This window comes from Mycolicibacter senuensis (genome assembly GCF_003284925.1).
GTDB classification, from domain to species: Bacteria; Actinomycetota; Actinomycetes; order Mycobacteriales; family Mycobacteriaceae; genus Mycobacterium; species Mycobacterium algericum_A.
Window position 1 is genome coordinate 12449 of sequence record NZ_QMEX01000018.1, and the last position, 26798, is coordinate 39246.

Annotated in this window: 22 protein-coding genes; 7 read left to right on the forward strand and 15 right to left on the reverse strand. The window is 67.3% G+C overall.

Features of this window, described 5'->3' with window-relative positions; translation table 11 throughout:
* Positions 1-44 precede the first annotated feature (44 nt).
* The 6 genes from DQP56_RS07635 to DQP56_RS07660 form a co-directional block, all read right to left on the reverse strand.
* Entirely contained in the window at positions 45-1112 is a 1068-nt protein-coding gene (locus DQP56_RS07635) for a histidine phosphatase family protein (protein ID WP_165824933.1), read from the reverse strand.
* Between the two features lie 161 nt (positions 1113-1273).
* Positions 1274-2359: a histidine phosphatase family protein gene (locus tag DQP56_RS07640; protein ID WP_112684386.1), complete on the reverse strand. Its 1086-nt coding sequence runs from the start codon at positions 2357-2359 to the stop codon at positions 1274-1276.
* Positions 2360-2488: 129 nt separating this feature from the next.
* Positions 2489-3511, reverse strand: coding sequence for a histidine phosphatase family protein (locus DQP56_RS07645; RefSeq protein WP_112684356.1), 1023 nt, complete (start codon positions 3509-3511; stop codon positions 2489-2491).
* 203 nt (positions 3512-3714) lie between these two features.
* A complete protein-coding gene (locus tag DQP56_RS07650; protein ID WP_112684387.1) occupies positions 3715-4380 on the reverse strand; it encodes an enoyl-CoA hydratase in 666 nt (221 codons plus the stop codon).
* The gene (locus DQP56_RS07655; protein ID WP_112684357.1) at positions 4377-5195 is read right to left on the reverse strand and encodes an NUDIX hydrolase; all 819 of its coding nucleotides are present in this window, start codon (positions 5193-5195) and stop codon (positions 4377-4379) included. Before DQP56_RS07655 ends, DQP56_RS07650 begins: the two co-directional genes overlap by 4 nt.
* Positions 5192-6046 (reverse strand): ABC transporter ATP-binding protein, encoded by an 855-nt coding sequence (locus DQP56_RS07660; RefSeq protein WP_112684358.1) that lies wholly within the window; start codon positions 6044-6046, stop codon positions 5192-5194. The genes DQP56_RS07655 and DQP56_RS07660 overlap by 4 nt, the downstream gene beginning before the upstream one ends.
* 161 nt (positions 6047-6207) lie before the next feature.
* Between DQP56_RS07660 and DQP56_RS07665 the strand changes: the two genes are divergently transcribed.
* Complete coding sequence (locus DQP56_RS07665; protein ID WP_112684359.1) at positions 6208-7590, forward strand: PE-PPE domain-containing protein; 1383 nt, start codon at positions 6208-6210, stop codon at positions 7588-7590.
* A 9-nt stretch (positions 7591-7599) separates the two neighbouring features.
* Here the strand turns inward: DQP56_RS07665 and serB are convergent, their stop codons facing one another.
* On the reverse strand, positions 7600-8832 hold the full coding sequence (gene serB / locus DQP56_RS07670; RefSeq protein ID WP_112684360.1) for a phosphoserine phosphatase SerB: 1233 nt from the start codon (positions 8830-8832) through the stop codon (positions 7600-7602).
* A gap of 52 nt (positions 8833-8884) precedes the next feature.
* Positions 8885-10609, reverse strand: a complete 1725-nt coding sequence (ctaD, locus tag DQP56_RS07675; RefSeq protein WP_112684388.1) for an aa3-type cytochrome oxidase subunit I — start codon at positions 10607-10609, stop codon at positions 8885-8887.
* 141 nt (positions 10610-10750) lie between these two features.
* Here ctaD and DQP56_RS07680 point away from each other — a divergent pair, with 141 nt between their 5' ends.
* A complete protein-coding gene (locus tag DQP56_RS07680; RefSeq protein ID WP_165824937.1) occupies positions 10751-11824 on the forward strand; it encodes an iron-siderophore ABC transporter substrate-binding protein in 1074 nt (357 codons plus the stop codon).
* Here DQP56_RS07680 and DQP56_RS07685 read toward each other — a convergent pair.
* Positions 11817-13694 (reverse strand): hypothetical protein, encoded by a 1878-nt coding sequence (locus DQP56_RS07685; RefSeq protein ID WP_112684389.1) that lies wholly within the window; start codon positions 13692-13694, stop codon positions 11817-11819. The genes DQP56_RS07680 and DQP56_RS07685 overlap by 8 nt on opposite strands.
* A gap of 306 nt (positions 13695-14000) precedes the next feature.
* On the opposite strand from DQP56_RS07685, the gene DQP56_RS07690 reads away from it, so the two are divergent.
* Together DQP56_RS07690 and DQP56_RS07695 are read left to right on the forward strand one after the other, a co-directional pair.
* Positions 14001-15545 carry an adenylate/guanylate cyclase domain-containing protein gene (locus tag DQP56_RS07690; protein ID WP_112684362.1) on the forward strand — a complete coding sequence of 515 codons (1545 nt, stop codon included), beginning with the start codon at positions 14001-14003 and terminating at the stop codon, positions 15543-15545.
* A gap of 153 nt (positions 15546-15698) precedes the next feature.
* Positions 15699-16751 carry an NAD(P)-dependent alcohol dehydrogenase gene (locus DQP56_RS07695; protein WP_112684363.1) on the forward strand — a complete coding sequence of 351 codons (1053 nt, stop codon included), beginning with the start codon at positions 15699-15701 and terminating at the stop codon, positions 16749-16751.
* A 21-nt stretch (positions 16752-16772) separates the two neighbouring features.
* Here DQP56_RS07695 and DQP56_RS07700 read toward each other — a convergent pair whose 3' ends face one another.
* From DQP56_RS07700 to DQP56_RS07710, 3 genes are all read right to left on the reverse strand, one after another.
* Positions 16773-17183, reverse strand: a complete 411-nt coding sequence (locus DQP56_RS07700) for a DoxX family protein (protein ID WP_112684364.1) — start codon at positions 17181-17183, stop codon at positions 16773-16775.
* A complete protein-coding gene (locus DQP56_RS07705; RefSeq protein WP_165824934.1) occupies positions 17180-18412 on the reverse strand; it encodes an MFS transporter in 1233 nt (410 codons plus the stop codon). The genes DQP56_RS07700 and DQP56_RS07705 overlap by 4 nt, the downstream gene beginning before the upstream one ends.
* 72 nt (positions 18413-18484) lie before the next feature.
* Positions 18485-19459 carry a GlxA family transcriptional regulator gene (locus DQP56_RS07710; protein WP_112684365.1) on the reverse strand — a complete coding sequence of 325 codons (975 nt, stop codon included), beginning with the start codon at positions 19457-19459 and terminating at the stop codon, positions 18485-18487.
* Between the two features lie 105 nt (positions 19460-19564).
* Between DQP56_RS07710 and DQP56_RS07715 the strand changes: the two genes are divergently transcribed.
* Genes DQP56_RS07715 through DQP56_RS07725 form a run of 3 tightly spaced genes read left to right on the forward strand, consistent with a single transcriptional unit; the run spans position 19565 to position 21974 of the window.
* Complete coding sequence (locus DQP56_RS07715) at positions 19565-20215, forward strand: HD domain-containing protein (protein ID WP_112684366.1); 651 nt, start codon at positions 19565-19567, stop codon at positions 20213-20215.
* An 18-nt stretch (positions 20216-20233) separates the two neighbouring features.
* Positions 20234-20935 (forward strand): nitroreductase family protein, encoded by a 702-nt coding sequence (locus DQP56_RS07720; protein WP_112684367.1) that lies wholly within the window; start codon positions 20234-20236, stop codon positions 20933-20935.
* A 55-nt stretch (positions 20936-20990) separates the two neighbouring features.
* Positions 20991-21974: a TIGR03619 family F420-dependent LLM class oxidoreductase gene (locus tag DQP56_RS07725; RefSeq protein WP_112684368.1), complete on the forward strand. Its 984-nt coding sequence runs from the start codon at positions 20991-20993 to the stop codon at positions 21972-21974.
* 28 nt (positions 21975-22002) lie between these two features.
* On the opposite strand, the gene nrdF is transcribed toward DQP56_RS07725, so the two are convergent.
* From nrdF to DQP56_RS07740, 3 genes are all read right to left on the reverse strand, one after another.
* Positions 22003-22977, reverse strand: a complete 975-nt coding sequence (gene nrdF, locus DQP56_RS07730; protein ID WP_205868819.1) for a class 1b ribonucleoside-diphosphate reductase subunit beta — start codon at positions 22975-22977, stop codon at positions 22003-22005.
* Positions 22978-23074: 97 nt separating this feature from the next.
* Positions 23075-24592, reverse strand: a complete 1518-nt coding sequence (locus tag DQP56_RS07735) for a flavin-containing monooxygenase (protein ID WP_112684369.1) — start codon at positions 24590-24592, stop codon at positions 23075-23077.
* Between the two features lie 118 nt (positions 24593-24710).
* Positions 24711-26666: a DUF1214 domain-containing protein gene (locus DQP56_RS07740; RefSeq protein ID WP_112684370.1), complete on the reverse strand. Its 1956-nt coding sequence runs from the start codon at positions 26664-26666 to the stop codon at positions 24711-24713.
* Positions 26667-26798 lie beyond the last annotated feature (132 nt).

Here is a 26798-nt window from a genome sequence, read left to right on the forward strand (position 1 = left end):
GGCGCAGCGAGGTCACCGCCACGCCGGGGCCCGCCGCCTGCGGTTCAGCCCGCCAGGGTCGCCAGCGCGTCGCCGATGACGTCACCGGTGTCCGCGGCGCTGCCGCCGGCGGCGTCGCCCATGGCTGCGGTGACGGTGTCGATCACCGCCTGCGGGAAGCCGGTGAACGCCGCGACCACGTCGTTGAAGCCGGTCTGCAGTGCGGCGGTGATGTCGGCCGAGTCGCCGCCCTGGATGGCCTCCCACAGGTGCCACAGCGCGATCTGCGGCGCGGTGATCAGATCACGGAAGTCGACGAACAACCCGGTGAACAGGTCCGGGGTCGCAGACACCGCTATGCCGTCCCAGCTGACCAGCGTCCACCCGTCGATGGGGTTGCCCTCGAGGACGGCCTGGCCACCGTTGGGGGGCGGACCGCCGTTTTCGAGCACGGTCTGCAGAATCGGCCAGACATCCGGGTTCTTGACGTTCATCAGAATCCAGATGGCGATAACACCGCCGCTGGAAGACGCCACCGCGGTCGTGGGACCGTCACCGGCAACGGTGTTCTCGTACATCGTCTGGACGGCCTGGTCGACCTGATCGTCGAACACCACCCCGTTGTAGTTGGTGCCGGGCTCCGAGACCAAGAGGTTGCCCAGGATCCACGAGGCCATCGGCAAGAAGAAGTTGGCTTCGGTGATCAGGTCACGGGGGTGCCCTTCGAAGAGGCCGGCGGGGATCTCGTTGAGATCCGGCAGCACCTGCACGTCCGGCATCCCGGGCAGTCCGGCCAGCGCCGCCATGGTCTCCTGGGTCCGGACCAGCTCCGAGGCATAGATGCCGGCGATCCCGCCCGGGAACGCCTGCTGGATCGCGGCGGCGACGTCGTGCGCCTGCTGCTCGCCCAGCGCGGTGAGATGGGCGCCGGGCGGCATCGTGCCGAGAATGTTGTCGAGATCGTCGGTCGATTGCCCGTGCCGCACCAGATCCAGGGTGATGTCCTCGGCGGTCAAGGCGACGTCGAAGGCGTGTGCGGAAGGCGGCGGCGCCACCGGCGTAGCTGTGATGATCCCGGCGCCGGCCAAGGCGATGCCCACACTGGCCCACCGGTAACCGATTAGTTGCAGCATGTTAAGCCTCCCCCGAAGTTAACGATGTGACCGCTCTCACGTTAGTCACGTTTCGATGAGCTCAGCAACGCCAATGCATGGCGAATTCGATAGCTCCGTTCAGGCCGCCCTGATACGAGTACGGGCGCAGCGGGTTACCGCTGCGCCCGTACTCGTGTGCCTCAGCCCGCCAAGGAAGCCAGGGCGTCGCCCAGCGCGTCGGCTGCGCTGCCACCGGCGGTGTCGTCCATCGCTCCGGTGATGGTGTCGATCACCGCCTGCGGGAACGCCGTGACCGCGGCCAACACATCGTTGAAGCCGGTCTGCAGCGCGGCGGTGATGTCGGCGGGGTCGCCACCCAGAATAGCCTCCCAGATGTGCCAGCCGGCCATCTGCGGCGCGACCATCAGGTCGCGGAAGTCCACGAACAGCCCGGTGAGCAGTCCCGGGTTCTCCGCCACCTCGGTTCCGTTCCAGCTGACCAGTGTCCAGCCGTCGGTCGGGTTGCCCTCGATCACGACCTGGCCGGTGTTGGGCAGAATGCCTTGCAGCAGCGACTGGAAATAGAGCTCGAAGTCCGGGTTCTTCACGTTCATCATCACCCAGGTGGAGATCGACGCGGCATGCGAGAACGCCACGCTGCTGAAGCCGCCGTCGGCGTCGGTGGCGCCGTTGGTATAGATCTGCTCGACGGCGTCGCCGAACCGGTCCTGGAACGCCATGCCGTTGGGGTCGATCGTCGAGCCCAGCTGCGGCACCCAGTACTGGCCGAAGATCCACGACAGCGGGCCCACCAGGTACAGCATCGCCATCAGCTGATTGTCCTGCGAGCTGCCCTCGAGAAAGCCGGCGTTGAGTTCGTTGAGCCCCGACAGAATCGACACCGGGTGATCCGGCGCACCGGCTGCCGCCAGCCACTCAGCGGCGGTCTCCTGAGGACGCAGGAACCCCGACGCGTAGATCCCGTCGTAGAAGCCCGGGTCGGCCAGGTGCTGCGGGTTGGCGGGGTCGGCGAGGAAGGCGGCCTGCTCGGCGCCTTCGGCCGTGATCGGCGCGCCCGGGGGCAGCGTCCCGATGATGCCGGCCACATTGTCTTCGGACTGGCCGTGCCGCACCAGGTCGAGCACCATGTCGACGGCGGTCAGCTCGATGTCGGGCGCGGCGATGGCCGGCAGCGGTCCAGCGATCGGGACGACCGGGGCGGTGGCCACCATGCCGGCGCCGACGAGCGCGACTCCTGCGGTGATCCACGGGCGGGTTTGGCGCATGACCTTCTCCTTCAGCGAGTCCATCACATCCATTACGCTCCGATGCGTAGCGCAATCGTGTTGCTGAAGTTAACCCGTCAATTTACCTATGTCAATGCTTAAGCGGGTCGAAATTTGCGCTCGGTGCCGCTAGGCGCCGAAGGCGTCGGTGAACGTATCGATCACGGCCTGCGGGAACGCACTGATCGCCGCGACGACTTGATCGAACCCGGTCTCCAGCGCGGCGGCGATCTCGGCCTGATCGCCGCCCTGGATCGCCTCCAGGATGTGCCAGGTGGCGATCTGCGGCGCCGTGGTCAGATCCCGCCAGTCGACGAACAAGCCGGTGAGCAGGTCCGGGGTGGCCGACACCTCGTGGCCATCCCAGCTGACCAGCGTCCAGCCGTCAGTCGGGTTGCCCTCGATGACCACCTGAGCGGCGTTGGCCAACGGACTGAGGGTCTTGATCCCCTCATTGATGACCAGCCAGAGATCCGGGTTCTTGACGTTCATCAGCGTCCAGATCGCAATGGTCCCGGCGTGCGCGAACGCCACGCTCGTCATCGGGCTGTCCGGGTCGGAGATGGTGTTGCTGTAGATGGCCTCGATCGCGTCACTGACGCGGTCGTTGAACACCACGCCGTTGACATCGATCGTCGACCCCAGTTGCGGCATCCAGTACTGCCCCATGATCCACATGACCGGAGCGAAGATGTAGCCGATCTGGGCGAAGACGTCGAGCGACTGGCCTTCCAGAAAGCCGCCGTGAAGTTCGTTGAGCCCGGGCAACGTGGTGATGTCCATGTTCAGCAGGTCGGCCAGCGGCTGCGCGGTGTCCTGGGCACGGAGAAACTCCGAGGCGTAGATGCCTTCGATCCCGTCCGGGAACGCCGCCTGGATCCCGGGTGCGACGTCGGCCGCCTGCTGCTGCCCGAGCGCCGTCAGTGCTGCGCCGGGCGGGATGGTGCCCAGCACGTCCTCGGCGTTGTCCACCGACTCACCGTGGCGCACCAGGTCGAGCGTGATGTCCTGAGCGGCGAGCAGTATCTCGGCCGCGCTGGGGATGGTCAGCGGCGCCGCGACCGGATTGACCACCGGAGCCGCCGCCACGGCGCTCGCGCTGACGAGCGCGACGGCGCCGGCGATCCAGGGGCGGGTGACACCTTGCTGCATTGACGTTTCCTATCGGCGACACCGCGGACTGCTTCCGCGCAACTTAAATGTTGGCTGATAGTAACATGAAAGCGGACCATTTTCCGCGGAGGCGCACGGCGCACGCTGAAGCCCGAAAAGCGCGGCGAACCCGTCCGGAATTTGGGTACTCGCAGCCGCCACCCTCGCGCTGGATGTGACTCAGCTCACATCGATGCTCGGGGCTAGGACACGCCGGAGTGGCCGTCGATCGCGGATTTGATCGCGGCCAATGCCTGCGACGGGGTGTCGACGAAGCGTCCGGCCCATTTGATCGCCGCGTCATAGACGCCATCGGGGGCCACCATGTCCTCGACCACGCCCAGCGCCAGCGCCTCTTCGGCGTCGAAGAACCGTCCGCTGTACGCCAGTTCCTTGGCGCGGCTCGCGCCGATGGTGTGGGCCAGCCGGTCCAGGCCGGCCACCTCGGGAACGAGGCCGGCCAGAATCTCGGTCGCGCCGAACTTGGCGTTGTCGCCGCTGATCCGCCAGTCCGCGGCCAGCGCCAGCGCCAAGCCGCTGCCCAGCGCGTAGCCGGTGACCGCCGCGACCGTCGGCTTGCCGATGGTCGCCACGGCCTGCACGGCTTCACGGCGGATGCGGCCGAACTGCTCCGCCTCGGCGGCGATCAGGGTGCGCAGCTCGGGCACGTCGTCGCCGGCGCAGAAGATCTCGTGCCCGCCGAACAACACCACCGCGGCGATATCGTCACGAGCCGACACCTCCACGGTGGCCTCGGTGATCTCCCGGTAGAGCTGCCGGGTCAAGGCGTTGGTCGGCGGACGCGACAGCACCAGGGTGGCAACCCCGGGGGCATCCGATGCGGTGTGCACGGAAACGAATTCGCTCATCCGGGCCACCGTTTGCCGCGCGCCGCGTTGTATCGCTCCGAGTTGAAGAATTCGATCTGCCAATTGTCCCCGACACGCGCCAGCCCCGGCTGCGTCACCACGATCTCGCGTTCCAGCGCCAGCACATCCTCGACGCTGCGGCCGGCCAGCGAATCGAGTTGGGTCCAGGTCGGCGGCAGCAAGAAGCTGCGTCCGGCCGCGAAATCTTCGATCGCGGCTTCCGGGGTGCGCCAGCCGGCCCGATCGGACTCGGTGTTCTCGCCGTCGGCGCGCTGCCCGCGCGGCAGTGCGGCCACGAAGAAGTAGGTGTCGTAGCGCCGGGTGCGCTCGGCCTCCGGTGTCACCCAGTTCGCCCACGGCCGCAACAACTCGGCGTGCAGCACCAGGTTCTCGCTGCGCAGGAAGTCGGCGAACGACAACTCACCGGCAGTCAACGCGCGGCGGGCATCGGCGTATACCGACGCATCGGCGACCACGCGACGCGAGTCATCGGCGGGCCCGGCGAAGAGCACGCCGGACTCCTCGAACGTCTCCCGCACCGCCGCGCACACCAGCGCCGCCGCCAGATCGATCTCGACGCCGAAGCGCTGCGCCCACCAGGCCGGCTCCGGCCCGAACCAGCCGACCTCCGCACTGCGATCCCGCTCGTCGACCCCGCCGCCGGGAAATACCATCACGCCGGCGGCGAACTCCATCGCGGCGTGGCGGCGCATCAAGAACACCTCCAGCGGTCCGCGTCCGCTCTCCCCGTTGCGCACCAGCATCACCGTGGCGGCTGGTCGTGTCGGTAGCGGCGGCGGCTGCGGCGCGCTCATGCCCGCCTCCGATGCGCTGCCCGGCTGCGGGTCCGGCGGGCGAAGTACCGCCCGTCGATGACGTCCAGGGAGATCGACTGACCGAACGCGGCCGACAGATTCTCGGCGGTCAGCACATCGCTGAGCAGACCGGCGGCGACGGTGCGACCCTCGGCCAGCAGCAGGCAGTGACTGAATCCGATCGGAATCTCCTCGACGTGATGGGTGACCAGCACGATTGCCGGGGCGTCGGGGTCGGCGGCCAGATCGGCCAACCGCGCCACCAGTTCCTCACGCCCGCCCAGGTCGAGGCCCGCGGCCGGTTCGTCGAGCAGCAGCAGCTCCGGATCGGTCATCAGCGCGCGGGCGATCAGCACCCGCTTGCGCTCACCTTCGCTCAAAGTGCCGTAGGTGCGGTCGGTCAGGTGCTCGGCACCGAGACTTTCCAGCAGGTCGATCGCACGATCGTGGTCGACGGCGTCGTAACGCTCCCGCCACCGCCCCAGCACCGCGTAGCCCGCCGAGATGACCAGGTCGAGGACCGTTTCGTTGTCCGGTATCCGCTGGGCCAGCGCCGCTGAACTCAGGCCCACCCGGGCGCGCAGCTCGGTGGTGTCGACCCGCCCGAGCTGTTCACCGAGCACGAAGGCGACTCCGGAGGACGGATGTTCGGTGGCAGCGGCGATCCGCAGCAGCGACGTCTTGCCGGCCCCGTTCGGCCCGATGATCACCCAGCGTTCGTCGAGTTCGACCGACCAGTCCAGCGGACCCACCATGGTTCGGCCGTCACGGCGCAGCGAAATCCCCTCGAAGTGGATCAACAGGTCTTGATCGGCCGCTGCGCGGGGGCCGGGGCGTCCGGTGTCGGGCACGGCCCTATGGTGCCGTACCCGGCTCCCTCGGCGACCGACCGGGGTGCCGGTGGGCCCGGGAGCACGCAAAAAGCCGGCTTGGCCGGAAGCGGCGGCGGGATGTTGTAACTTGCATCACAGTAAGCACATACTTGTGCCTCGGCTACCGTTCAGGGGGTCCCATGGTTCGTGGTTCCGGCGCGGTCGCGGCCATCTTCACCGGTGCCTGCCTGCTCAGCTCCCCCGCCCCGCCGGGGACCGCCGCCGAGCTGCAGCCGGTTCGGCTCGCCTCCTCGCTGGGCGGCGGTACGGCGCTGATCCTGGGCCCCAGCGGCATCTCGACTCCGAGCCAGGCCTACGCCGATCTCGTCAACGAGTTGTACCTGGCCCCGCACGGCTTCACCGGCACCACCGAGATCCTGACCACACCCCAGGGGCTGTACCCGTTCCTGGGCCCGTTCGGCGAGACCCTGGACCGGTCACTGGTACAGGGCAACGAGGTCCTCGAAGCGGCGATCCTCGAACAGATCGCCGGTGGCCACGTCGACGCCGACAACCCGGTGGTGGTGTTCGGCTGGTCGCAAAGCGCGGTGATGTCCGCACTGCTGATGCAGCAACTCGCCGACCAGGGCGTGCCGAGCGACTACGTCCACTTCGTGCTGCTCGGCGATGAGACCGTTCCCAACGGCGGCATGCTGGCCCGGTTCGATCTGCCGCTCGGGACGAACCCGACCATCCCCAGCCTGGGCCTGACGTTCAGCGGCGCCCAACCGACGACGCTGTTCCCGGCCGACGTCTACACCCACGAGTACGACGGGTTCGCCTCCTTCCCGCAGTACCCGATCAACTTCCTGTCGGTGCTCAACGCCGTGATGGGAATCCTCTTCCAGCACAGCACTTACCTGGGGCTCACGCCCGAGCAGATCGCCGACGCGGTGTTGCTGCCGGTCTCGGGCCCGGACGTGCTGACCGACTACTACATGATCCCGGCGGAGACACTTCCGCTGCTGGCCCCGCTACAACTGTTGCCGTTCATCGGCAACCCGCTGGTCGACCTGCTGCAGCCGGCACTGCGGGTGCTGGTGAACCTGGGCTACGGCAACATCGACAACGGCTGGAGTCCCGGCTTCGCCGACGTCCCCACCGGACTGGGTTTCCTGCCGGACGCGCACGTGCTGCAACAGGTTCCGCAAGCGCTCGCCGACGGGGTCCAACAGGGGATCACCGACTTCTTCGCCCGGTTGGCCGACCCGGACAACTACGTCTACTCGCTGCCGGCCTGGGCCCAGCAGTTGGTCAACGAGGCGGATTTCATTCCGGGCAGCCAATTCTCGGTGCTGTCCATGGTGCCCACCACCTGGCCGGATCTCTTCGAGACCTTCCCGCCGCACACCGGCATTCCGCCGCTGGACATGCTCAGCGCAGTGTTGTTCACCCTGCCCGAGTACAACTACGAGATCTTCGCCTCCGAATTCGCCGACGGCAACCTGCTCGACGCCATCGGCATTCCGCTGGCCGCCGACCTCGGCCTGCTGCCGCTGATCATCGTCGGTGCGTTGTTCTGAGCCGGCCGGCTACCCCGGCGGGATCTCAACGCGGCGCAGCACGCCGTCGTGGGCGTCGGCCGCCTCGATCTCGGCGCGGGTGACGCCCAACAGGAACAGCACCGTGTCCAGATACGGATAGCTCAACGAGGCATCGGCGACCTCGCGCAACGCCGGTTTGGCGTTGAACGCCACACCCAACCCGGCGGCGGCCAGCATGTCGATGTCGTTGGCGCCGTCGCCGACCGCGACGGTCTGCTCCAGCGGTACGCCGGCCTTCTCGGCGAACTCCCGCAGCGCATCGGCTTTGCCGGCCCGATCCACCACCGGCCCGATCACCCGGCCGGTGAGCGTGCCGTCGACGATCTCCAACTCGTTGGCGGCCACGAAGTCCAGCTTCAGTTCGTCGGCCAGGGGTGCGATCACCTGCTGGAAGCCGCCGGAGACGACCCCACACTTGAAACCGAGCCGGCGCAGCGTGCGCAACGTGGTGCGTGCGCCCGGGGTGAGCTCGATCTGCTCGGACACCTCGTGGATGACATCGGCGGGCAGGCCCGCCAGGGTGGCCACCCGGTGATGCAGCGACTCGGCGAAATCGAGTTCGCCGCGCATCGCGGCCTCGGTGATCGCCGCGACCGCGTCGCCGGCGCCGGCGCGGGCGGCCAGCATTTCGATGACCTCGCCCTGGATCAGGGTGGAGTCGACGTCGAAGACGATCAGCCGTTTGGTCCGGCGCGACAGGCTGGCATCTTGGAATGCCACGTCGACCCGCTGCTGCGCGGCGACCTGGCTCAGCGCCGACTGCAACCGGCCCGCGGCGCCGGCCGGCACCGATACCCGCAGTTCCAGGCCCGTCACCGGGTAATCCGAGACGCCCCGGATCATGTCGATATTGGCATCGATCTCGGCGATCTCACGGGCGAGTGCTCCCAGCGCAGCGGGCCCTACCGGCCGTCCCAGCACCACGATCCGGTGCGTGGACGGCACGGCGATGATCGGGGCGTCATCGCCGCGTCGGATCGTGACATCCAGCCCGACGCCGTGGATGGCAGCGGTGACCTCGGTGGCCAACCTCGTTCCGTCAGCCACCTCCGGTGGCGCCGACACCAGCACACCCAGCGTCAGCCGGCCGCGGACCACGACCTGTTCGACATTGAGCAGCTCGACCGGGTACTGCGAGAGCACCTCGAAGAGCGCTGACGTCACGCCCGGCTGATCCACGCCGGTGACGGTGATCAACACCGGCACCTTGGGCGCGCTCACTCGCGGCGGCTGGCCGACCGGACCCGGCGCCGCCTCACCCCCAGCGGGCGCATCAGACCGGTGTGGGCTCGTACAGCTCGTCGCCCGGGTGACGGCCGACGTGCGCCTCGGCACGGAGCCGATCGATCATGTGCGGGTAGTGCAGTTCGAACGCCGGTCGCTCCGAACGGATCCGGGGCAGTTCGGTGAAGTTGTGCCGCGGCGGCGGGCAGCTGGTCGCCCACTCCAGCGAGTTGCCGTAGCCCCACGGGTCGTCGACGGTGACGACCTCGCCGTAACGCCAGCTCTTGAACACGTTCCAGGTGAAGGCGAGCATCGAGGCACCCAGGATGAACGCCCCGACGGTGGAGACGATGTTCAACGGCTGGAACCCGTCGGTGGGCAGGTAGTCGGCGTAGCGGCGCGGCATCCCCATGTTGCCCAGCCAGTGCTGGATCAAGAACGTGGTGTGGAAGCCGATGAAGGTCAGCCAGAAGTGCAGCCTGCCCAGCCGCTCGTCGAGCAGCCGGCCGGTCATCTTCGGGAACCAGAAGTAGATGCCGGCGAACGTGGCGAACACGATGGTGCCGAACAGCACGTAGTGGAAGTGCGCGATCAGGAAGTAGCTGTCGCTGACGTGGAAGTCGATCGGCGGGCTGGCCAGCATCACGCCGGTCAAGCCACCGGCCAGGAAGGTGACCATGAAGCCGAGCGAGAACAGCATCGGTGTCTCGAACGTCATCTGGCCCCGCCACATGGTGCCGATCCAGTTGAAGAACTTCAGCCCGGTCGGGATGGCGATCATCAGGGTCAGCAGCGCGAAGAACGGCAGCAGCACCGCACCGGTGGCGTACATGTGGTGCGCCCACACCGCCGTCGACAACCCGGCGATGCTCATCGTCGCGTACACCAGGGTGACGTAGCCGAAGATCGGCTTGCGGGCGAACACCGGGATCACTTCGCTGACGATGCCGAAGAACGGCAGCGCGATGATGTAGACCTCGGGATGGCCGAAGAACCAGAACAGGTGTTGCCATAGCAGCTCGCCGCCGTTGGCGGAGTCGTAGATGTGCCCGCCGAGGTGCCGGTCGACGGCCAGGCCGAGCAGGGCCGCGGTCAGCAGCGGGAAGACGATCAGCACCATGATCGAGGTGACCAGGATGTTCCAGGTGAAGATCGGCATCCGGAACATCGTCATCCCGGGGGCGCGCATGCAGGCCACGGTGGTGATCATGTTGACGCCACCGAGGATGGTGCCCAGGCCGGCGACGGCCAGGCCCATGATCCACAGGTCGGCTCCGGCGCCCGGTGAGTGCACCGCGTTGCTCAACGGGGTGTAGCCGGTCCAGCCGAAGTCAGCCGCACCGCCCGGGGTGATGAAACCGGCCAGCGCGATCGTCGCGCCGAACACGAACAGCCAGAACGAGAACGCGTTGAGCCGCGGGAAAGCCACGTCCGGCGCACCGATCTGCAACGGCAGCACCAGGTTGGCGAAGCCGAACACGATCGGGGTGGCATAGAACAGCAGCATGATCGTGCCGTGCATGGTGAACAGCTGGTTGAACTGCTCGTTGGACAGGAACTGCAGGCCCGGCGCAACCAACTCGGTGCGCATCAGCAGCGCCAGCAGGCCGCCGATGAAGAAGAAGACCATGCAGGCGACGCAGTACATGATTCCGATCAGCTTGTGATCGGTGGTCGTGACCATCTTGTACAGCAGGCTGCCCTTGGGGCCCAGCCGCGGCGGGAACGGCCGACTGGGCTCGAGTTCTGCGCGCGGGGGTGCTTCTGCGGTCAAGATTCCTCCAAACATGGGCATCCCGGGGACTTGGGTCGAATCCTAACCCCGAGCGTCGCCCCGCCGGTATAGGCCTCCTACAAAACGTCGTATTCGTCTCACCGACGGGGCGGCGCCGGTCGGTGTTACCGTCACCGCGTGATGAGGGCGGACCGGCGGGCGGCGGCGGCAGCACTGGCCGTGCTGCTGGTCGCGGCCTCGGCGTGCGCCGGCAAGGGCGCCGAGACGGCCCCGACGTCCACCACCACGACCATGGTCGCCGGCGCCGGCGTGCTCGGCAACGACCGCCGGCCCGATGAGTCGTGCGCGCCGGAGCCGGCCCGCGCAGATCCGGGACCATCGATGCGCTCCGTTCACAACGCGGCCGGTGTGGAACCACCCGGCGTCGAGGTCCCCGAGGAGCCGGAACGCATCGTGGTGCTCTCCGGTGATCAGCTCGATGCGCTGTGCGCCCTGGGACTGCAGTCCCGCGTCGTCGGCGCCGCGCTGCCGGATGACTCGGAGAACCAGCCGTCCTACCTGGGCGCCGTGGTGCACGGCCTGCCGGCGGTGGGCAGCCGCAGCAAGCCCGACATCGACGCGATCGCCGCGCTGCACCCGGACCTGATCCTGGGCGCCCAGGGCCTGACGCCCGGCTATTCGGAGCTGGCGTCGATCGCCCCCACCGTGTTCACCGGGGCACCGGGCGCAGCGTGGGAGGACAACCTGCGTGGCGTCGGCGCCGCCACCGCGCGCAGCGGCGCGACCGACGTGGTGCTCGACAAGTTCGGCCGGACCGCCGCTGAAACCGGTGAGGCCGCCGACGCCACCCACTTCCAGGCTTCGGTCGTTGCGCTCACCGACGCCGGTGTCCGGGTGTACGGGGCGGCCAACTTCGCTGCCAGTGTGCTCAAGGCCGTCGGTGTGGACCGGCCGCCCTCCCAGCGGTTCACCGACCGGCCCTACATCGAGATCGCGGCGAGCGACGCCGATCTGGCCGGCCGGGCGGACTTGTCGGCGGCCGACGGCGACATCGTCTACGTCTCGTTCGCCTCGCCGGCGGCCAAGGCACGGGCCGCCGCGGTGTTCGACAGCGTGTCGTGGCGCCGGCTGGCGGCCAACCGCGACAGCCGCGTGTTCGTGGTCAACAACGAGGTGTGGCAGACCGGGCAGGGACCGATCGCCGCGCTCGGCGTGGTCGACGACCTGCGCTGGCTGAACGCACCCATCAATTAGGCGGCCGCTCCCCGATCAGCCGCCGCAGTTCGGCCGATGCCTGTTGGCGGGCCGCGGCGGCGTCCTCGCTCAGCCGGCGCATCTCGGAGTCCAGGCCGCTGATCCGGTCCTGCAGGGCGTCCAGTTCGCGCACCTGCCGGGCCCGCAGTTCCCCTTCGGCGCCCTCGGTTCCGAGCACCTGCAGTTGTTCGGCGATACGGCTCTGCGCGGTGTAGAGCGCCTCGCGCTGCTCTTCGGCCTCGTCGCACTGCTCGTCGAGTCGGCGAGCGGTGTTCTGATGCGCCAAGACCTGTCCGAGCGCCTTGACCGTCTCGCCGGCCAGCGAGCGGCCCGCCAGCCAGTCCTCCAGCCGGCCCGGTTCCAGGTCCTCGTAGTCGATCTCCGACGAGATCGGCCAGGTCTCCAGGACCGTCGCCTCGGCTATCTGGTGACCGCCAACCGTGACGCTGAATCGGCGCCACCACCCATCTCGGCCGGCTTGGGTGGCACCATCCTGCGCGGTCACGGTGTGGTCCGGGTGCACCCCCAACTCGAAGACGACGTCGACCGGGTCGTCGTGGTCGTTCTCGGCACTCAAGGTATGCCACCGCTCGCAGCGCTGCTCCTCGACAACGGCGTCGGCCGTCAGCCGGATCCGGGTGGTGACGGTCTGGACGGCCGTTTCGCTGCGGCAGCGCACCGCGAGATCTTTGGCGAAGGCGAGCCGCACGTCGGCGCCGCGAGCGGTGAAGTCCAGCATGGCTTCTCCGGCATAGCCGCCCTGCTCGTAGATGACGGCCGGGCCCTCTTCGAGCACCAGACCGGTGGTGTTGCTGAACGCCAGCACGATGTCGGGGGCGGGTCCGCGGTCCCCCCGCCACACCAACTCTCGGCGCACCGCATCCACGGGTGCCGCCGCCAACGGCACCATCGCCGCCCCGCCCCGCTTCAGCGACAGCGGCGCGGCCAGCCGGTATTCGAAATACTCACCGCGGTCGCCGGTTTCGACCTCGGCCGCGGCCGCGTCGTAGGCGCCCGTCGGCGAGGCCATGCCTTCCGGAATCGCTGAGTCGAACGGTATGGCGCTGCGCAGCTGCCGCGGCGCCGCCGCGCGCTCACTTTCGGCCACGATCACCCGCTGCACCCGGCGGCCGTGGTAGAGATCGATGTCGAACGAGATCGGCTGGCCGGTGGTCAAAGTCACCGCGACGTCGGTCAGATCCTCATCGACCGGGTTGTGGATGATGCCGGTCGCGATCAACGTCACCGTGTCGCCGTCGCGGATCGCCCGATAGGACACCCGCCACATCGGCGCGGCGACGATGTAGGACACCCGCACATCCTCGGCGGCGCCACCGATTTGCACCGTGACATCGCAGTTGGGGCCCGCGGTGGCGGTGCGGGACCGGTCGATGAGGTATTCCAGGTCGTCTTTCGACGATGTCTCCAGCAGTTCGATGCGGCGGGCGTCGGTCAGGTCGACCAGGCTGACCGCACCGGCATCGGCCCGCAGCACCAGCAGCCGCCGGGCCGGCTCACCGGCGAGGTCGTCCACGCCGATCACCTCGCCCCGGTGCGCCTGTTCGCCGGCGAGCACCTCGACGGCGCGGCCGCGCAGCGCGTCGAGCAGGTCGACCAGTGCCTCGCCGGAGTCCAGCAGCAGGTTGCGGTCGGCCAACTCGGTGCGTGGATCCGCCGGGGTCTCGAAGCACACGGCACCCACCGATGCACCGCCCGCGGTGGCATGGACAGTCAGCGACTTCAGTACGTCCTTCATGTCGTCGCGACGGAATGTCAGTTCGAAGTCGCCGTCGACCGGCCCGCTGCGACTGACGAAGGCCACCCCGTGTTTGTAGAGGACGAGGCGATCAACCTTGGGGCGAGTAACCATTAGCGCACCGTAGCGCGCGGCACCGACATCGCTTTGCACGTTGCCAGCGGGCAATGGGAACTTGCGCCATCGTCAACATTGCAGCGAACTCTCAGCCTTTCCGGTGAACTGCACAGCGATAAGTCGCACGGATCCGCTGACGCGCCGGTCTTTTCGGGGTCGAGGCAACGGAAACGTGCTGCATCGCAAGGGTTTCCCTCGGCCGACGTTTCCCGTCAGTGGCCCGGCGGTGGCCGGTGTGACCGGCTGGCGTCGGGCCACTCCGTTTTCGGCGACGGCAAACCCCGGCGGCAGTAGGCTCATTCCGTGCCGGAAACGTCATACGCCAAGTGTGGCGATCTCAGCCTTGCCTATCAGCTCTTCGGCGATGGGCCGATCGAGCTGGTCATCGTCGGGCCGTTCGTGACCCACGTCGAGCTGGCCTGGACCCTCCCGCAATTCAAGGCGTTCGTTGACCAGCTCGGAACCTTCTGTCGCATTGCCTGGTTCGACAAGGCCGGGGTCGGGTTGTCGGACCCGGTGCCGAAAGTTCGCACGCTGGAGGAGCGAGCGGCCGAGATCGAAGCGGTCATGGACACGGTCGGCTTCGGACAGGCCGTGGTGTGCGGACTGAGCGACGGTGGACCGGTAGCCATCATGTTCGCGGCAACACGGCCGACGCGAACTAGGGCGCTGATCCTGTCCGGCACCGTGGCGTATTGGGGCTTCGAGGACTGGGACGACTTGGATCGCGACCCCGCCGAGCTGCGGGCGCGCTTCCTTGGCGAGCTGGGCGAGGATTACACACCGTCGATCGAGCAGCTCGCCCGCTTCCAGCAAGCCGGCCGCACGGTGCGGTCCGGCTGGGGCAACGGCGAGACAGCAAGCATCAGTTCGCCATCGGTCCGCTCGCTACGCCAGCTCGCGATGTGCGAGCGCATGTGTGCGAGCCCGGGAATGGCGCGGGCCTCCTTTGAGGCGGCGTTTCTGATCGACGTGCGGCCGATCCTGCCGACGCTCACCCCGCCGACCCTGGTCATCCATGCCCGCGAGGACAACGCGGTGCCGGTGCAGGGCGGCCGGTATCTCGCCGCGCACATCCCCGGAGCGCGATACCTGGAAGTCGAGGGCAGGGACCATGCACCGTTTCTGTCCGAGCCGGACAAGATCCTGGCGGAGGTCGAAGAGTTCCTCACCGGTAGCCACGCGGCGCCGGCGCAGTCACATCGCGCCCTGCGCACCGTTTTGTTCACCGACATCGTCGCTTCGACGCAACACGCCGCGGCGACCGGCGACGAACGGTGGCGAGCGGTGCTGCAGCGCTTCGGTGACGTCACCGCCGAACTCACCGAGCGATTCAGCGGCGCGGTGGTGAAAAGCACCGGCGACGGTCACCTCGCCACGTTCGACGGCCCGACGCAGGCAATCCGCTGCGCCGAGGCATTGCAGTCCGACGCCGACGCACTGGGCATCGAGATCCGGATCGGCATCCACACCGGTGAGTGCGAACTGATCGACCACGACATCGCCGGGATGGCCGTGCACATCGCGGCACGGATCGTCGGCCAGGCCGGCCCCGGCGAAATCCTGGTGTCGCGCACGGTGCGCGACCTGGTCGTCGGTTCGGGCACCGGCTTCGAGGACCGCGGTAGCGTCGAGCTCCGCGGCGTTCCCGGCCATTGGCAACTTTTGGCGGTCAATCGCAACGGTCCGCCGGCCGGATCGGCCGAGGCCGAGCTGGCGTCGACGCCGACCCCCGGCCCGCAGGCCTCGATGCGCCGCTCGGACCGTGCCGTCGCCGTGATGGCACGGCAGACACCATGGCTCCTTCGCGCGGCCGCTCGCATTGCGCTGACCACCCGCCGCACCTGAATGTGTCAAGAATTACGTAACGGCCCCGGCGCCGCCGTCACGCTGGGCAAACCCGCGTCGCTATGGCACCTGGGCTGCGGAACGGACGGCCACCACACGATTTACTTCGCTAGACTATATAAAAACGTCGAGTTGTGAAGAGAGATATCCCCGATGAGCATCGTTTCCGCTTACGCCGCCACGTCGCCGACCGACCCGCTGACCAAGACCACCATCACCCGCCGCGAGCCCGGCCCGCACGACGTCGCGCTCGACATCGCGTTCGCCGGCATCTGCCACTCCGACATCCACACCGTCAAAGCCGAGTGGGGCCGCCCGCACTACCCCCTGGTGCCCGGTCATGAGATCGCCGGCGTGGTCACCACGGTCGGCGCGCAGGTGACCAAGTTCAAGGTCGGTGACCGGGTCGGCGTCGGCTGCTTCGTCGACTCCTGCCGCGAATGCCCCAGCTGTCAAGCCGGCCACGAGCAGTACTGCACCGGCGGCGGCATGGTGGGCACGTATGCCGGTGTCGGCCGCGACCGCCAGCCCACCCAGGGCGGCTACAGCGGCGCGATCGTTGTCGACGAGAACTACGTGCTGCGCATCCCCGATGAGATCCCGCTGGAGGCCGCCGCCCCGCTGTTGTGCGCCGGAGTCACCACCTACTCACCGCTGCGTCACTGGAAGGTCGGTCCGGGCAACCGGATTGCGGTCGTCGGCCTGGGCGGTCTGGGCCATATGGCCGTGAAGCTGGGGACGGCGATGGGCGCCGAGGTGACCGTGTTGTCCCAGTCCTTGAAGAAGATGGAGGACGGGCTGCGGTTGGGCGCCGAACACTATTACGCCACCAGCGACCCGGAGACGTTCAAGAAACTGCGCGGCAATTTCGACGTCATCCTCAACACCGTCTCGGCGAGCCTGGACCTGGGCGCCTACCTGGGCCTGCTCACCCTCGACGGCACTCTGGTCGAGTTGGGCATGCCGGAGAAGCCCCTGGCGGTGCCGCCGGGTCCGCTGGTCAGGATGCGGCGCAGTGTGTCCGGGTCGCTGATCGGCGGGATCGCCGAGACCCAGGAGATGCTGGACTTCTGCGCCGAACACGGTGTGCGTCCCGAGATCGAGGTGATCGAACCGGACTACGTCAACACCGCCTACGAGCGGGTGTTGGCCTCCGATGTGCGCTACCGCTTCGTCATCGACACCGCGTCACTGCGGCAGGTCTGAGCTGGGCGCCTGCTGACTCACTCAGTTGCGCCGAATTCCCAACACCCGCAGCAGTTCCGGCCGGCGCAGGATGAGCCCGATCCACATCAGCACGCCGACATACACCCCGGATAGCACAAAGCCCGCCAGCGGCTTGTCGGCATGCAGGTTCACCGTCACCGCCCCGCCCAGGTAGGCGGTCAGGCCCAGCGCGCCCAGCACGGCGGTGCGCGGAATCAGGAAGACGATCAGGCACACCAGCAGGACCCAGCCGATCACCGCGGTCTTGTCCGGCGAGAAGCCGAGCGCTTCGGTGCCTTCGCGGGCGAAGGACATGCCGACGATCTTCGGGATGCTGTCGAACGCGAAGAACACACCCAGCAGCGCAGTGATCGCCGCTCCGGCGAACCACACTCGGGAAGGCTTGCCGCGGTCGGTCTTCGGTGTCGTCATCTCGGACTCCCTGTACTCGAAGGTGATGGTGAAGGTTCGCGGGCGGGAAGCAATATCGCGGTGTAGCCGAACAGCAGTACCGCGGTAGCCACCAACAACACCAGTGCGACGGTGTAATTGTTGTGCACCGGGTCATATGTCGCACCCATCACCAGCGGCGGGAAGTAGCCACCCAAGCCGCCGATCGCGGCCACGATCCCGGTGACCGAACCGATTGAACCGGCTGGGGCGCGACGCGACACCCAGGCGAACACCCCGCCGGTGCCGATACCGAGCGCGACGGCCAGCGGAATGAAGGTCAGGCCCGTCCACAGGTCAGCCGGCGGGCGAAGGACCGCGATGAGCGTCTGCGCGGCAACACCGGCCAGTGCGGCCAGCACAACGTACTTGGGCAGGATGTGGTCGGCCAGTATCCCGCCGAGCAGCCGTGCCAGCACCGCCGCCAAGGCGAAGGCCGCGGTGCGTTCACCGGCGCCGACCTGCGAGAAGTCGTAGATCGTCTTGGTATAGATAGGCAAGTAGTTGCAAAACGCGACGAACCCACCGAACACCAACGCGTAGAGGACCGACATCTGCCAGGTGACCCGCAATTTCGCGGCGGCCTTCAGCTTCGGCAGCGCGCTCGCCGTGTTCGGCACGAATCGCGGGCCGTTGCGCAGCACCGCGGCGCACAGCAGCGCAGTCGCCGCCAGCGCCACCGCCACGATCGCGTGGGTGGTGAACAGGCCGAACGACTTGACGAACCGCGGGGTAAAGAATGCCGATGCCGCGGTCCCGGCCATACCCATGCCGAACAGCCCGGTGGCGAAGCCGCGACGTTCAGGAGCAAACCAGTTGTTGGCGAAGGGAATTCCGATGGCGAACACCGTCCCGGCGACGCCGAGGAAAAATCCGGCCACCACCATCATCGGGTAAGAACCGATCTGCGCCGCATAGCCGACCACGAGCACCGGGATGATCGAGGCCAGCGAAACCCCGATGAACATGGTGCGGCCCCCGAAGCGGTCGGTCATCAGCCCGGTGACGATCCGGCCCAGTGCCCCGACCAAGATCGGGGTGGCAACCATCAGTGCCTGCTGGTTGGCGCTGAGCGACATCTGGGTGGCGTACTGCGTCGACAACGGACCGACCAGATTCCACGCCCAAAAGCAGATCACCGAGACCCAGGTGGCCAGCACCAGCTGCACGCCCGGGCGAGCACTGGCGTCGGATCGGTCACCGCTGCTCACCGGAATATGCAAACACCGCCGAGTCCGGTCCGGCCCGTCATTCGCTCAAAAAGCCGGCACACCGGCCGGCGTTCAGCCGCGCAGAGCGGTGCGGAATCGGTCTCGATAGGCCTTCGGCGAGACGCCGAGGTGATCGACGAACACCCGTCGCAGGGTTTCGGTGCTGCCGAAGCCCGCCAGCCGCGCGGTGTCGGTGACGCTGTGACCGGCGTCCAGGGCGGCCCGGGCGGCGTCGACTCGGACCTTTTCGACGTAGTCGGCCGGCGTCATTCCCAGCTCGGATCGAAACAACCGGGTCAGCTGCCGCGTACTGAGACTGGCCCGCTTGGCAAGCGAGCTGACCCGATGGTCCGCGCCGGGGTCGGCGGCGATCGCGTCGGTAACCGCCCGTAGCGCGGATTGCGGGGCCGGATCGGCCTCCACCAGCGTTGAGAATTGCGACTGACCACCCGCGCGCTTGAGATAGACCACCAGCCACCGGGCCACGGCCCGGACCAGGTCGGCGCCATGGTCGATCTCAACCAGCGCCAGCGCCAGGTCGATACCCGAGGACACCCCCGCCGAGGTGAACACCTCGCCATCACGGACGAAGATCGCGTCCGGCTCGACGGTGACCTCGGGGAAGGCACGAGCGAACAACCGGACGTCATGCCAGTGGGTGGTGGCGCGGCGGCCGTTCAGCAGACCGGCTTGCGCGAGAACGAAAGACCCGGTGCAGATGGAGGCCAGCCGGCGGGTGCGGCCCGCGACGGACTTGACCGCCTGCACCAGCTCGGGATCGATCGCACGGCGCGGCAGGTTGTCGGCGCCGGCGACCATGACGGTATCGGCGGACTCGATCGACGAGAGGGCGTCTGTGACCCCTAAGCGCGTCCCGATCGAGGAGGTGACGTCGCGCCCATCCACCGACGCGATCTTGATCCGGTAGTCGGCACCGAAACGGTTGGCTTCTGCGAAGACCTCACCGGCACCGGCGACGTCCAGCATCGTCACGTCGTCGAAGACGACGATCACCACTACGCGCGATGGCGCGCCGGCGTCAGCCACGCCTCATTGTGTCGCAATCTGAGGTTTTGACGGCCCGATTCCACCGCGTGGACAACGCACGCCGGCGGCAAGCTGGTTCCTGTCCGGCCAGCAAGGAGAACGCCCGTGACCACTCAACGGATCGAGACCATAGCTGACGTCGTCGTACCCGACACCGCGCTCGCCCGCGAGGCGACCGAGTTCATTCGCAGTGCCGAGGCCGATGTGCTCTTCCACCACTCCCGACGGGTGTATCTGTTCGGCGCGCTGCACGGTCGCCGGCTGGGGCGACAACCAGATCTGGAACTGCTCTATGTGGCGGCGATGTTTCACGACTTCGGCCTCACCGCGCGCTACCGGAATTCGACCCAGCGTTTCGAGATCGACGGCGCCGACGCCGCACGCGAGTTCCTGGTGCAGCGCGGTGTAACGCAGTCCGACGCCGACCGGGTGTGGCTCGGCATCGCGCTACACACGACGCCGGAGATCACCGCCCGCCTCGATACCGAAACACACCTGCTTGCAGCGGGTGTCAAGACCGATGTGGTCGGTGTGGGCCGGGCGGATCTGGACGCGGCGCACATCGACGCGGTGGTCGCCGCCCATCCGCGCCCGGACTTCAAGAACCGCATTCTGGCGGCGTTCCACAACGGCATGAAGCACCGCCCGGAGACCACGTTCGGCACCATGAACGACGACATACTGGCCCATTTCGACCCCGCGTTCCGGCGCGGCAACCTGGTCGAGGCCATTCTCAACAGCCCATGGCCCGACTAGCGGAAAGGAGCAGGCGACATGGAGATCCACGAAGCGCTGTACACCACCAGGATGATGCGGCGGCTGCGGCCCGATCCGATCCCACTGGACACCCAGGCCCGCATCCTGGACGCGGCCGTACGCGCACCCAACGGGGGAAACACCCAACGCTGGCACTTCCTCGCCGTCGATGACCCGGAACTCAAACGCGAGCTGGCCCAGTTGTTTCGACAGGCCCGTGCTGTCGAATACGACAAGTTCGCGGCCGGGACGGGGCCGATGGTCGCTCCGGCGCCCGGCGCGGATCCGCTCCAACATGCCGAGACCATGCGCCGGATGAGGGGCTCCGGGGATTACCTGGCCGACCATTTCGAGGAAGTTCCGCTGTTGCTGTTCGTCTTCGCCATCGACGATCTCGGCGGGGCCAACATCTACCCGGCGATCTGGAGCGCGTTGCTCGCCGCCCGCGCCGAGGGTGTCGGCGGGGTGATGACGATGGTGCTCCGCAACTTCACCGACCGCGTCAACGAATTGCTGGGCGTGCCCGTTGCAGAAGGCTGGACGATGGCGGCCATGCTCGCACTGGGCTACCCACGGGGCAAGTGGGGTGTCGCTGCCAATCGTCGTCCCGTGCAGGAGGTTTCATCCAGAAACCGCTGGGGTGCGCCGTTCGGCGTCGATGTCCCGCAGCCGTTGTGGCCGCACGACTACTTGGCGTCCGACCTGGCCACGGTGGGCTGAGAATGCTGCGTGCCGGGGCGCAATTCCACGACCGGCCCTCGCAGGGAGGACTGCGTTGAGGCTCGGGCTGCGGCTGCCGCAGAGGTTGGGAGTCGACCTGCGACGGGACGTGGTCGAGGCCGCCCGGGTTGCCGAGGCGGCCGGGTATGCCAGTCTGTGGACCTACGAACGACTGCTGTTTCCGGAGTTGCCCGCCGAGCCGTACAGCCCGACAGTCGCGGAATGGCCGGAGGCCTCGCGGCAGGCGGCCGATCCCCTGGCAGTGCTCACCGCAGCTGCCTTGGCCACCGAGCGGGTGCGTCTAGGCACCGCTGTGCTGATCGCGGCGTTGCACACCCCGGTCCAGCTGGCGAAGGCATTGGCGACCGTCGATCAGATCAGCGGGGGGCGGGTGGTCGCGGGTGTGGGTTCGGGCTGGTCCACCGACGAACTGCGGGCCACCGGTGCCGGCCGAGCGGATCGCGGTCGATTCCTTGACGAGACGCTGGACGTCTTCGCTGCGGTGTGGGGGCCCGACCCGGTGACCGTCCGGGGTCCGCGCGTTGCCGTCGACCGTGCCGCCGTGCTCCCCAAGCCCGTGTCGAGAATCCCCGTGCTGCTGGGCGGCGGCGGCAGCAATCTCGGTCGCCGAACCAGTTCCAAAGCCCTGCAGCGCATCGCCGAACGCGCCGACGGATGGCTGCCGGTGCTGACTACACCCGGGCCGGCGGGCGCCGCCGAACTGCGTGCAGGCTGGCACCGTGTCCGCGAAATGGCTTCTGCGGCAGGCCGGGACACCAGCCGGATGGAGATGGTCGTGGTCGGCAACGTCACCTTTACCGACCGGCCGGCCGGGTTGGGGCGGTCGGCGTTCGTCGGCACCCTCGATCAGGTCATGCAGGACGTGCGAACCGCCGAAGAGTGCGGCGCCGATGAGCTGATCGTCGACCTCAACCTGCAGGACTGGTTCACCAGCACCCAGCAGATGCTCGAGACCGCGGTGGAAATCCGCGAACGGAGTCGCGGCATGCTGAGCGATGTCCCCGGTGGCCGGACCTGATGCTCCCCGGCCGCCACGCCACGGGCCTTTAGAACTCCCAGTCCTCGTCCTCGGTGATCACGGCCTTGCCGATCACGTACGACGAACCCGATCCGGAGAAGAAGTCGTGGTTCTCGTCGCCGTTGGGGCTCAGCGCCGACAGGATCGCCGGGTTGACGTCGGTCTCGTCGCGCGGGAACAGCGCCTCGTAGCCGAGGTTCATCAGCGCCTTGTTGGCGTTGTAGCGCAAGAACTTCTTGACGTCCTCGGTCAGGCCCACCCCGTCGTAGAGATCCTGGGTGTACTCGACCTCGTTGTCGTAGAGCTCGAAGAGCAGCTCGTAGGTGTAGTCCTTGAGCTCGGCGCGCTTGGCCTCGTCCTGCATGGCCAACCCGCGCTGGAACTTGTAGCCGATGTAGTAGCCGTGCACCGCCTCGTCGCGGATGATCAGCCGGATCACGTCGGCGGTGTTGGTCAGCTTGCCCCGACTCGACCAGTACATCGGCAGGTAGAAGCCGGAGTAGAACAGGAAGCTCTCCAGCAGCGTGGAGGCCACCTTGCGTTTCAGCGGCTCGTCGCCGCGGTAGTACTGCATGACGATGGCGGCCTTGCGCTGCAGGTTGCCGTTCTCCTCCGACCAGCGGAACGCCTCGTCGATCTCATTGGTCGAGCACAGCGTGGAGAAGATCTGGCTGTAGCTCTTGGCGTGCACCGATTCCATGAACGCGATGTTGGTGTAGACCGCTTCCTCGTGCGGGGTCAGCGCGTCGGGGATCAGGCTGACGGCGCCGACGGTGCCCTGGATGGTGTCCAGCAGCGTCAGGCCGGTGAAGACCCGCATAGTGAGCTGCTTCTCCTCGTCGGTGAGCGTCCCCCAGGAGGGCAGGTCGTTGGAGACCGGCACCTTTTCGGGTAGCCAGAAGTTTCCGGTCAAGCGATCCCAGACCTCGAGGTCCTTGTCGTCTTGCACCCGGTTCCAGTTGATCGCTGACACCCGGTCGATCAGCTTCAGTTTCTCGCTCACCAGAACCCCATTTCACACTCGGAAAGCTAGGCCTCCGACACTACCCCTGGGGGCCGACAACCCGTGGCAACACAAGAAGTTGTGTCTGCGTGTCGCGTCAGCCGGCCCCGCAGAAGCGGTACTCATCCGGGCGCAGCTTGCGGGTGGCCCGGCGATACTGCCATGTCATGCCGCTCCACAGCGTCCGGTTGACGCCGTGCTCGTCGAGGTACCAGCTGCGGCAGCCGCCGGTGTTCCATACCGACCCGCCCAGCTGCCGCTGCAGCTCGTCGTTGAAATGGTCCTGGGCGGTACGGGTCGGCGCCAGCGCCTGCGCCCCGACGGCGTCGACCGCCGCGATCGCTTCGGCGACGTAGTGGATCTGCGACTCGATCATGATCACCACCGAGGTGTGCCCCAGGCCGGTGTTGGGACCCAACAGGAAGAACAGGTTGGGCATGTCGGCGACCGCGATGCCGCGATGCGCTACCACCCCTTCGGTGTTCCAGCGGTCCACCAGGTCCTCGCCGCCCGGCCCCTTGATGTCGACGTAGGTGTAGGAGTCGGTGACGTGGAAGCCGGTGGCGTAGACGATGACGTCACAGGGGTGCTCGACGCCATCGGCGGTGACGATACCGCCGGCGGTGATCTTCTCGATGCGCTCGGTGATCAGCTTCGCCTTCGGGTTGGCGACCGCCTGGTAATAGTTGGGCGCATAGAGGATTCGTTTGCAGCCTGCCCGATAGTTCGGGGTGAGCTTGCGGCGCAGTTCCTTGTCACCGACATTGCGGCGGATGTTCCAGCGGCCGACCAGCTCGACCGCACGCAACAGGCCCGGTCGCCTGGTCATGGCGTAGCCCAGCCCCTCCAGCCAGCAATAGATCCCGGCGCGCACCGCACGCCGCAGCCCCGGGATGGTCGAGAACGCGGTCAGCAGCGCCTTGGGAAACGGGCTGTTGGGCCGTGGCACCACCCACGGCGGGGTGCGCTGGTACAGCTGCACCTGGGCCACCTTGGCGCCATCGCGAACCAGTTCGGGCACGATCTGGATGGCGCTGGCACCGGTGCCGATCACCGCGACTCGCTTGCCGGCCAGGTCGACGCCGTAGTCCCACTGCGCGGAATGGAAAGCCGCGCCGGTGAATTCGTCCATACCGTCGATGTCGGGCAATCGCGGGATATGCAGGGCTCCGGCCCCGGAGATCAAGAACTGGGCGACGAACTCCTGGCCGGTGGTGGTGAACACATGCCAGCGGAATTCGTCGTCGTCCCAGTGCGCCCGGTCGACGTGCGAACCGAACCGGATGTGGCGGAGCAGTCCGTGCTTGTCAGCGACGCCCCGCAGGTAATCGAGGATCTCCGGCTGCGGCGAGAACAGTTTGCTCCAGGTCGCCTTCGGTTCGAAGGAGAAGGAGTACAGGTGCGACGGGACGTCGCAGGCGCAGCCGGGGTAGGTGTTGTCGCGCCAGGTTCCCCCGATGCCGTCGGCCTTCTCCAGGATCAGGAACTCCACGCCCTGCTTCTGCAGCGCGATGGCCATGCCCAGGCCCGAGAATCCGGTTCCGATGATGAGTGCGCGAGTATGTACCGGCGCGCGGTGGCCGGCGTCCTCGGCGATGTTTTCGGTAAGCGTCATCGCGCATCCCTCCCTCTGGGGGTATCGATGTCCAGTGTGTTTGGCGCAGCTGGGCCCGTCAACGCCGTCGCCTTCCCACCGCGTTTCCCGGCGAGAAGGCGACGGCTGTCGCGGAGACTCAGCCCAGCAGTGCCGCCAACACCTGCTGGTTCAGGTCGACCAGCGACTCCATCAACGGCGAGTACGGGCTCAGGTCGAAGCTGTTGCCGGCGTGCAGGATTCCGGTCGCCATGTCGTCACGGGCATTGAGTAGTCCAGCGATGATCCCGGTGGTCGGGTCATCCCAGGCCATATCGAAGACCGTTCCGAGCCTTTCCATGCCACCGGTCAGCGTTGTCAACGCCTGTGTCCAGTCACCGGAGCTGAAGTCGCCCTGCAAACTCTGCCAGGTCTGGTCTGCGACAGCCTTCGAACCCATCATGGCCAGCAGCATCGGCATCTCGATGTCTTTGACCGCCAACGGCATATTGCCGACGAACGCCGCCATGGCACCGGCCGGATTGGTCAAAAACTCCGAAGCGACGGCGTCAAGGTTCGGCATCAGCGCGGGGTCGCTCATCCGGTCCCAGACCGTCGGCGCATCCACCTGGCTGCCGAAGATCTTCTCGAAGTTCTCCTCGCCCATTGCGGCCACGACCTGGTAGCGCAGGAGGTTGGCCCCGAGCCAGGAGATGTCGTGGTCCTGGTCCTGGTTGTAGTTCCAATTGAACAGGCGCTCGTGCAGCAGCGCCGCCTGCTCGTCGGGGCTGACAAGAGGGTGATCGGCCGGCAGATAGTCCTTGACGTCGGCGACGTTCACCACTTGGGAGAACGTCGGGGAGCCCGTTGGGTTGCCCTCCACACCCTGCCAGCGGATTCCGAGCATTCCGTTGTCGAGTCCCCCGGTGTTGATCCAGTTGGCGACACCGGGGTCTTTGGCGCTGATGACGTAGTAGGTGTAGCCGTCGGGGTCCTCGAACGTCTGGGTGCTGTTCAGGCTGCCCTGCGCGGTCACGATCGGGACGTTCTGGCCCCACGCGTTGGCCAGTTCAAGGCCGGAGTACCGGGCGTCGAGGTTGGGCACCTTGACGATCAATGCCTCGTCGTCATCGAGGCGGAAATGTCCCATCGTGCTGTATTGACCGGGCATGAGTCCGTTGATCGCGGTGGTAGACGATGCGACCGGTGTCATCCAGTTGAGCGGGAGCTTGTTCGGGATCGCGGTCTGGTCGTAGTAGACGGCGTCGGCGTTGGTGGTGGGAATGTCCCTGGCGACGTTGCTCAACAGCGTCGTCAGCTGCTCGTCCGAGAGGAACGGCAGGTGGTAGGTCGGCGCGACGCCCTCCTGCTCGAGCGAGAAGAAGTCGTGCGGCAGTCCGGCATCCCCGATGGAGTTGCGAATAAGCATGGTCTCGGCGCCGGTGGTGTCGATCCAGTTCCCGTCGTGCGGCGTCGGGCTGAAGGTGATCGTGTAGCTGCCGTCAGCATTCGGCGTAGCCCCAGACAGACTGAGCACATGACCGGTCGGCAGGTAGCCCTGCTGCGAGCCGATCGTGCCGGACAGCGTTGTGAACGACACGTCAAGGCTGCCAGGACCGGGGTGGACCGTCATCGTATACGTGCCATCCGCGCTGATCGGGATGACGCCGTACTGATTGTCCGGGTTCACCAAGATGTAGAACTGTCCCGGGTCAGCTGAGTTGGCGTCCCACGGGAACCCCAGCAGCCACTGGATTCCGGTATTGGGGCTGAACATCTCGCCGTATTGCAACACCAGCTCGGTAGCTGCCAGGCCCTGGATGTACTGCGGCAACGAGTCAAGGTCCGACGGGATGATGAACGGATACTGACTGTTCGTGTCGTACACCTGCTGCTGGGCGTCGAGCAGTTGGTCGATGATCGACTGCATGGCGGCCGTCGGCCCCGTCGCGGCGACCGCGTGCGGGGTTGCCAACGTCATTGCCAGCGCCCCTGCCACCGCCCCTGGCGCGGTGGCGGCGAGGACGCGCAGCCGCTGCCGCACCCGGCGCCGCTGAACGGCCTTCTCGTTGGCGCGCTCGACGGCTGCGCGTTTTGTGGATCCGGTGCGCGACATGTGGTCCTCCAGTGTGGTCAAGGTGCGCTGTGACGGCTATCACCTGATAGCGACCTGATTGTTCGCTGCGTTGAATTTGAGACGTAAGAGCAACTTGCACCGACTTAACCGATCGACAGATGCAGATTGCAC